Origin of the sequence: Brumimicrobium sp. (genome assembly GCF_048268645.1) — a bacterium.
In the GTDB taxonomy this organism is placed as follows: Bacteria; Bacteroidota; Bacteroidia; order Flavobacteriales_D; family Crocinitomicaceae; genus Brumimicrobium; species Brumimicrobium ulvae.
Map to the genome: position 1 here is coordinate 22,889 of NZ_JBLWVE010000023.1, position 6,023 is coordinate 28,911.

The 6,023-nt window shown below is 36.3% G+C and carries 5 protein-coding genes; 3 read left to right on the forward strand and 2 right to left on the reverse strand.

All coding sequences use genetic code 11. The features are described from left to right. Positions 1-1,887, reverse strand: coding sequence for a DoxX family protein (locus tag ACN0U3_RS13625; protein WP_417266654.1), 1,887 nt, complete (start codon positions 1,885-1,887; stop codon positions 1-3). Continuing rightward, on the reverse strand, positions 1,880-2,434 hold the full coding sequence (locus ACN0U3_RS13630) for a DUF1599 domain-containing protein (protein ID WP_417266655.1): 555 nt from the start codon (positions 2,432-2,434) through the stop codon (positions 1,880-1,882). The genes ACN0U3_RS13625 and ACN0U3_RS13630 overlap by 8 nt, the downstream gene beginning before the upstream one ends. Positions 2,435-2,457: 23 nt before the next feature. Between ACN0U3_RS13630 and folP the strand changes: the two genes are divergently transcribed. The 3 genes from folP to ACN0U3_RS13645 are packed head-to-tail and all read left to right on the forward strand — an operon-like array spanning position 2,458 to position 5,902. Beyond that, positions 2,458-3,312, forward strand: coding sequence for a dihydropteroate synthase (gene folP / locus ACN0U3_RS13635; protein ID WP_417266656.1), 855 nt, complete (start codon positions 2,458-2,460; stop codon positions 3,310-3,312). Positions 3,313-3,314: 2 nt separating this feature from the next. After that, the gene (locus ACN0U3_RS13640) at positions 3,315-4,832 is read left to right on the forward strand and encodes an ATP-binding protein (protein ID WP_417266657.1); all 1,518 of its coding nucleotides are present in this window, start codon (positions 3,315-3,317) and stop codon (positions 4,830-4,832) included. Positions 4,833-4,846: 14 nt separating this feature from the next. Continuing rightward, positions 4,847-5,902 (forward strand): response regulator, encoded by a 1,056-nt coding sequence (locus ACN0U3_RS13645; protein ID WP_299203162.1) that lies wholly within the window; start codon positions 4,847-4,849, stop codon positions 5,900-5,902. Positions 5,903-6,023: the final 121 nt, after the last annotated feature.

A 6,023-nucleotide genomic window follows, 5' to 3' on the forward strand; every position in this document is an offset into this window, starting at 1 on the left:
TTAATCGACTTTAATACTGTTTTTAATTAACCATTCCCAAGATGGAGTAGAGCGGAAAGGGAACTTTCCGTTAACCACACCTTTTTTCAATACCATTAATGTTGGATTTGAACGGGTGATTGCTTTAATTTCAATTTCATCATTTTGAACCGTTGGAACAATTAATCCTGTTTCTTCCCTAAAGGCTATAACATCCTCTTTTGATGCTGTTGAAATCATAATTACAGGAATGTTGTGTTCTTTGGCGTTCTCATTGATTTCTTTCAAACGTGAAATTCGGCTAAAATTACCTTTTGATAAATCACGACTGAATATCAATAGTATTTGCTCTTGTGCTAGAATAAAATCCTTTAGATTAATGTCGGTTAAAGATTCGTCTAAACGCAGGATTGTATCGCCGATAGCGTAAATTGAAGTGTCAATATCTGGCAAATAGAAATCTTGGAGTGACATTGGATATCTGTCTCCAGTGTTCTTATCAATGACATCAATGTATTGGGCCTGATTATTTTCTAGAATTTCAGCAATAGGAGCAAACTCCTTTTCAACTGTGGTTAATCCATCTACACTTATTCCTGGTTCAAACTGTTGAATAGAATGTAGAATTTGTGGTACAATGGTGATGGTTTCTCTTTTAGAAAACTTCCAATTCTCAGTGTCTCCCCAAATGGCTTTTGTGCTCTCATTTAAATCGGTTAATAAGGTGTCTTGACCTGTAGTGTTGTGAGTATAAACCATCAAGTTTTCATATTGTCCCTCTCTACCGTCAGACATGCGTTCAATTAAGTTGCTTCCAACATGATAAGGGCGATAATCGCGAAGCGGCAAGTACATTAATACATAGGTGACAAAGATAGAACAGATAATGGTCAGCATTAATATCATTCCCCAATCATTTCCAAGGATACGACCACCCGTTCTTCTGATCCATAAAGCCAAAAGTAAGGATGCTAATCCAAATAAAATTGGAAAACTCCATGTGAAAATATAGGAGAAGAAACTGATAAATACTAATCCTAATGTGATCATTACGATGTTTTCACGTCCATTGTTATTGGAGATTCTTCTTCTTGAAATAAAGATGATTACCACTAAATAAAGGAGTACAATGTCTTTCCAAAAACTCTCTGCAGGAGTCAAAGACCTTCCAATTGAACCTTTCATGGCGTCTCCAAAGCATCCACAATCATCAACACATTGAGGTTTTTTAACTTCACGAATGGTAACAAAATCAGCATTTTGCTCTAGGATAGTAATATTTTCATTTTCTTGAGCTTGTGGTATCTTTGCCATAGCAGCAGATGAATCAATTGCATAGGTGTCAACATCCGTAAATGTAGTGTGTGGATCACATTCTTTGGTATGCCACGTTAAAAAGGTGAAAAAGAGCATCATGACTAACATCAGCCAAGATGAAGCCCTCATTTTTGCGCCTAACAATACCAATGCACCTAATACAATCTCGAAAATACAAATCAAAACACTGAGCAATAAAGCATGCTCGATGAAAAACTCAAGGGAGAATGTTTCCCAATTAAACCATTCTTTAATTCGGTAAGCCAGTGCACCATCTTCAAAATACTCTTCCAATTTGTAGGCAAACCCTTTGGGGTCATTGGCTTTTATTAATCCAGAAACGATGAACAAACCTCCTACTAAAACACGGGCGACATAAGCAAATAACAGCCAACCTTCTAACAAGAAAGCAGCAACCAAAGTAGCAACCATGATTCCGTAACCCAGAACTTTGAAAATTAAAGAGCTTTCCTCAAAGGAGGGATGATAGCCCATGACTAAAAAACTCAACCCTAGTAAATTAAGGGCTATCACTATGATATTTAAGATAAGTGACTTTCCAGAAAGTGAATATTTAGTGTTATTAAGCATTTCCTTCGTTTTTAAATGTTAAATGAATTAGCGCAAATACCGCGTAGTTTAGCATGTCGTAGTAGTTGGCATCTATACCTTCACTGATGATTGTTTTACCTTTGTTGTCCTCAATTTGTTTAACACGAAGCAATTTCATTAAAATTAAATCTGTTAATGAACTGACGCGCATGTCTCGCCATGCTTCACCATAATCATGGTTTTTGTTTTTCATTAATGTGAGGGCCACTTCAGAGTATTTGTTATATAGTTGACCTGCCTTTTCAGGTGAAATTTCTAAAGGGAGGTTTTCGCCTTCCTCGATTTGAATAACAGCCATTATGCAGTAGTTAATTATTCCTATAAATTCGCCCTCTATATCCTCTCCAACTTTGTTCTCTCCTGTTTCTTGAATGGTCCGGATTCGTTGAGCTTTTATAAATATTTGGTCGGTTAAAGAGCTCGTTCTTAGGATTCTCCAAGCGGTCCCATAGTCTTGAGTTTTCTTTTCAAATATTTCGCGACATTTGGAAATAACTTTTGTATATTGTTCGACAGTTTCAGACATTTTTAAAGTAAAAAGTATTTATAGTGGGGAAAGATAATAAATATGACTTAATTAAAGGGTTTAAGTCACAGGATAAATTACTTAATCTTAATTCACCACTTGTGATGGGGATATTAAATGTTACCCCAGATTCTTTTTTTCAAAACAGTAGGAATAGAGATGTCGAAAAGGCTATGAAGTGGGTTAAAGAAATCATTGCAGCTGGTGTTGATATCATAGATGTAGGAGGAGTATCAACCCGACCAAATGCTGACCTGCTTTCTACTGAAGAAGAGTTGAAGCGTGTTATTCCTGTGATTAGAGAAATTAACTGCCGTTATCCAGATGTTTTGGTGAGTGTTGACACCTTTCGCTCAACGGTTGCTCGTGAGGCTGTTCTTGCAGGAGCCCACATTGTGAATGATGTTTACGGTGGAAGATTTGATGAGCAAATGTTTGATACGGTAGCAGAATTAGATGTCCCTTATATTTTAATGCATAGCCGTGGTGATGCTGGAAATATGCAAACCCTCTGTGAGTATAATGATGTGGTCATGGAAACGTGTAAAGAATTGAGTCATTCAGTGATGGGGTTGAGAAAAAAAGGGGTAAAAGATATTATTATAGATCCAGGTTTTGGATTTGCAAAGGATTTAGAGCAAAATTACGAATTGTTTGAAAATCTTGATTTTTTAAAATCGCTTGAGTGCCCAATATTGGTTGGAGTTTCGCGCAAGTCAATGATATATAAGTTGCTGGGTGTAGGACCGAAAGAAGCTTTGAATGGAACAACTGTTCTCAATACATTGGCATTCATAAAAAACGCATCAATAATTCGTGTGCATGATGTAAAGGAAGCGGTAGAAATGAAACAAATAATTACAGCCCTAAAAAAATAATGATGGATTTAAAGAAAAGTTTATACGAAATACTTTTTGGAGCAATTCAGGAAGGGTTGATATTGGTTGATAAAGATGGTGTAATTGTTGAAGCCAATAAAACCGGAGCTTTGATGTTTGGATATGATAAGGCTGATTTGATAGGTCAGCGGATAGAAGTTCTCGTTCCAATGAGGGCGAGAGGAGGGCATAAAAATCATCGAGATAATTATAGTAAGCGTCCAACAAGCAGACCCATGGGGTCGTCTTTAAAACTTGATGGGGTGCGCAAAGATGGAAGTGAATTTCCTGTTCAAGTGAGTTTAAATCCATTTGTAAGCGCTGGAGGAGAAAGTTATGTTGTGGCCTTGGTGTCTGATGTGACCGAGCGTAGAGAAAGTGAATTGAAACTCCAGAAGCTACGAGAGTCACTGGAGCAAAAAGTTAAGGAACGAACTGAAGAATTGAGAGAGAGTGAGCGGTTGTACAAGTCCATTGCACGTAATTTCCCTAGTGGAGTAATCAGTATTTTCGATAAAACCTATAAATATCTTTTTGCAGAAGGACAAGGGTTGTATGAGCTAGGAATTGAAACTTCAGATCTTATAGGGTTGGATTATCTGAGTAGAATAGATCCTCGTGCAAGAACCTTGGTGAAAGAAGAATTGGATAAAGTTTTTAAGGGTGAACCGAAAAGCTTCGAGGTGGTTGTGGAAGATAGAATATACGCAATCAATGCTGTTCCATTGTCGGATGAAAGCAGGGAAGTGAATAAGATACTGGTTGTTGAGCGTAACGTAACCTCTGAAAAACAAGTCGCTAAGAAATTAGAAGAAACACTTCATAAAGAACGAGAGTTAACAGAAATGAAGTCAAGATTTGTCTCAATGGCTTCGCATGAATTTCGAACGCCACTTTCTACAATTAATTCTTCGGCAAGTTTGATCCATAAATATCATGAAAGGCAAGAGTTCGAAAAGATTGTAAAGCATGTAGATAGAATTAAAAGTTCTGTTCGTAATCTGACTTCTATCTTAAATGACTTTTTATCATTTGAGAAGTTGGAGTCAGGTAATGTGAGTGTTAATTCAGAACTGTGTTGTGTGCCGACACTATTACATGAAGCTTTTGATGAAATGACCAGCATAATAAAACCAAAACAGTTTATTCGTTATGAGGGGCCAGAAAAATTGACCATTAAAACAGATGGAAAGCTTTTGAAAAATACAATGTTAAATATGTTGTCGAATGCTATAAAGTACTCTAGAGAGGATGGTGAAATAATTGTGACCTTAGAAGACTTGTATAAAGGGGTGAGAATATCAGTTCAAGATTTTGGGGTGGGGATTCCTCAAAAAGATCAGAAAAATCTGTTCTCTAGGTTTTTTAGGGCAGGTAATGTTATTAACATTGAAGGAACTGGATTAGGGTTAAATATTGTAGTGAGGTACCTGGAATTATTGAAAGGAAAGATTTCATTTGAGTCAAAAGAAGGGGAGGGAACGATATTTTTTATTACTTTGCCGAAAGAAAATTTGTAATCATAAATTTAACCATGACGAAGATTGTTTTAATAGAGGACAATAATGAAATGCGAGAAAATATCGAAGAGATATTAGAGCTAGCAGATTATCAAGTGTTGTCAGCTGAAAATGGTAAAGTAGGAGTAGAACTTGTTAAAAAAGAATTACCAGATATTATTGTCTGTGATATTATGATGCCGGAACTTGACGGTTATGGAGTGCTTTATTATTTAAGTAAAATTCCAGAAACTCGTGGAATACCTTTTATTTTCCTTTCAGCAAAAACAGAACGTCAAGATCTTCGTAAAGGGATGAATTTAGGAGCTGATGATTATGTTACTAAGCCCTTTGAGGAAATAGAACTCTTAGAAGCCATCGAATCTAGATTGAAAAAACGACAACGTTTTGAAGCGGTTATGGAGTCTAACGATAAGTGGAAGGGGTTTCAAGATGCTGTTTGCGATTTAACAGGGTTAGATGGTCTCAAAGATAGTGCTCAAGTTAAAACAATCGGAAGAAGAGAAGGGGTTTATTCTGAAGGAGATACCCCAAAGTGGTTGTATTATGTAAAAGAAGGCCATGTTAGGAGTTTTAAGGTGACACAGGACGATAAGGAGTTAGTGACTGGACTTTATGGGCCTGGAGATTTCTTTGGATATATCGATCTTTTGTCCAGTGAGTGTTATAAGGACTATGCTGTTGCTATTGAGGGGGCTAAACTTGCTTTAATTAATAAAGAAGATTTTGAGCAATTGGTGCTGTCGAATAAAGATGTTTCGATAAATTTCATTAAGCTTTTAGCGGGCGATATTTTAGAAAAAGAAAATGAACTGGTTAGTCTTGCATACAATACAGTGCGTAAACGAGTTGCCAATGCTTTATCTAAGTTATACCTTAAATATAAAGAGGAGTTGGCAGAGCGTGTAGAGGTTACTGTAACAAGAGATGAGTTGGCCAGTATGGTGGGTACCGCCACAGAATCAGTGATTCGTATTTTGAGTGAGTTTAAAAAGGATGGATATATCAAAACAAAGGGATCACTAATTACTATAATAGACTATCCTTCTTTACGGGATTATCGTTATTGATTTTATGATTTGGTAATTTCTATTTTATACCTTATATATAGACGAGACTTTTTTATCGACCTTACAGAGCTTGTTTTTATTTGAAAAACTTTCATTTTTTTTCATCATGTAACAAATAGGT

What these genes read in the sequence shown, in the direction of transcription:
- ACN0U3_RS13625 (WP_417266654.1), bottom strand. Translation starts at nt 1,887, where the DNA reads ATGCTTAATAACACTAAATATTCACTTTCTGGAAAGTCACTTATCTTA.
- ACN0U3_RS13630 (WP_417266655.1), bottom strand. Translation starts at nt 2,434, where the DNA reads ATGTCTGAAACTGTCGAACAATATACAAAAGTTATTTCCAAATGTCGC.
- ACN0U3_RS13640 (WP_417266657.1), top strand. Translation starts at nt 3,315, where the DNA reads ATGGATTTAAAGAAAAGTTTATACGAAATACTTTTTGGAGCAATTCAG.
- ACN0U3_RS13645 (WP_299203162.1), top strand. Translation starts at nt 4,847, where the DNA reads ATGACGAAGATTGTTTTAATAGAGGACAATAATGAAATGCGAGAAAAT.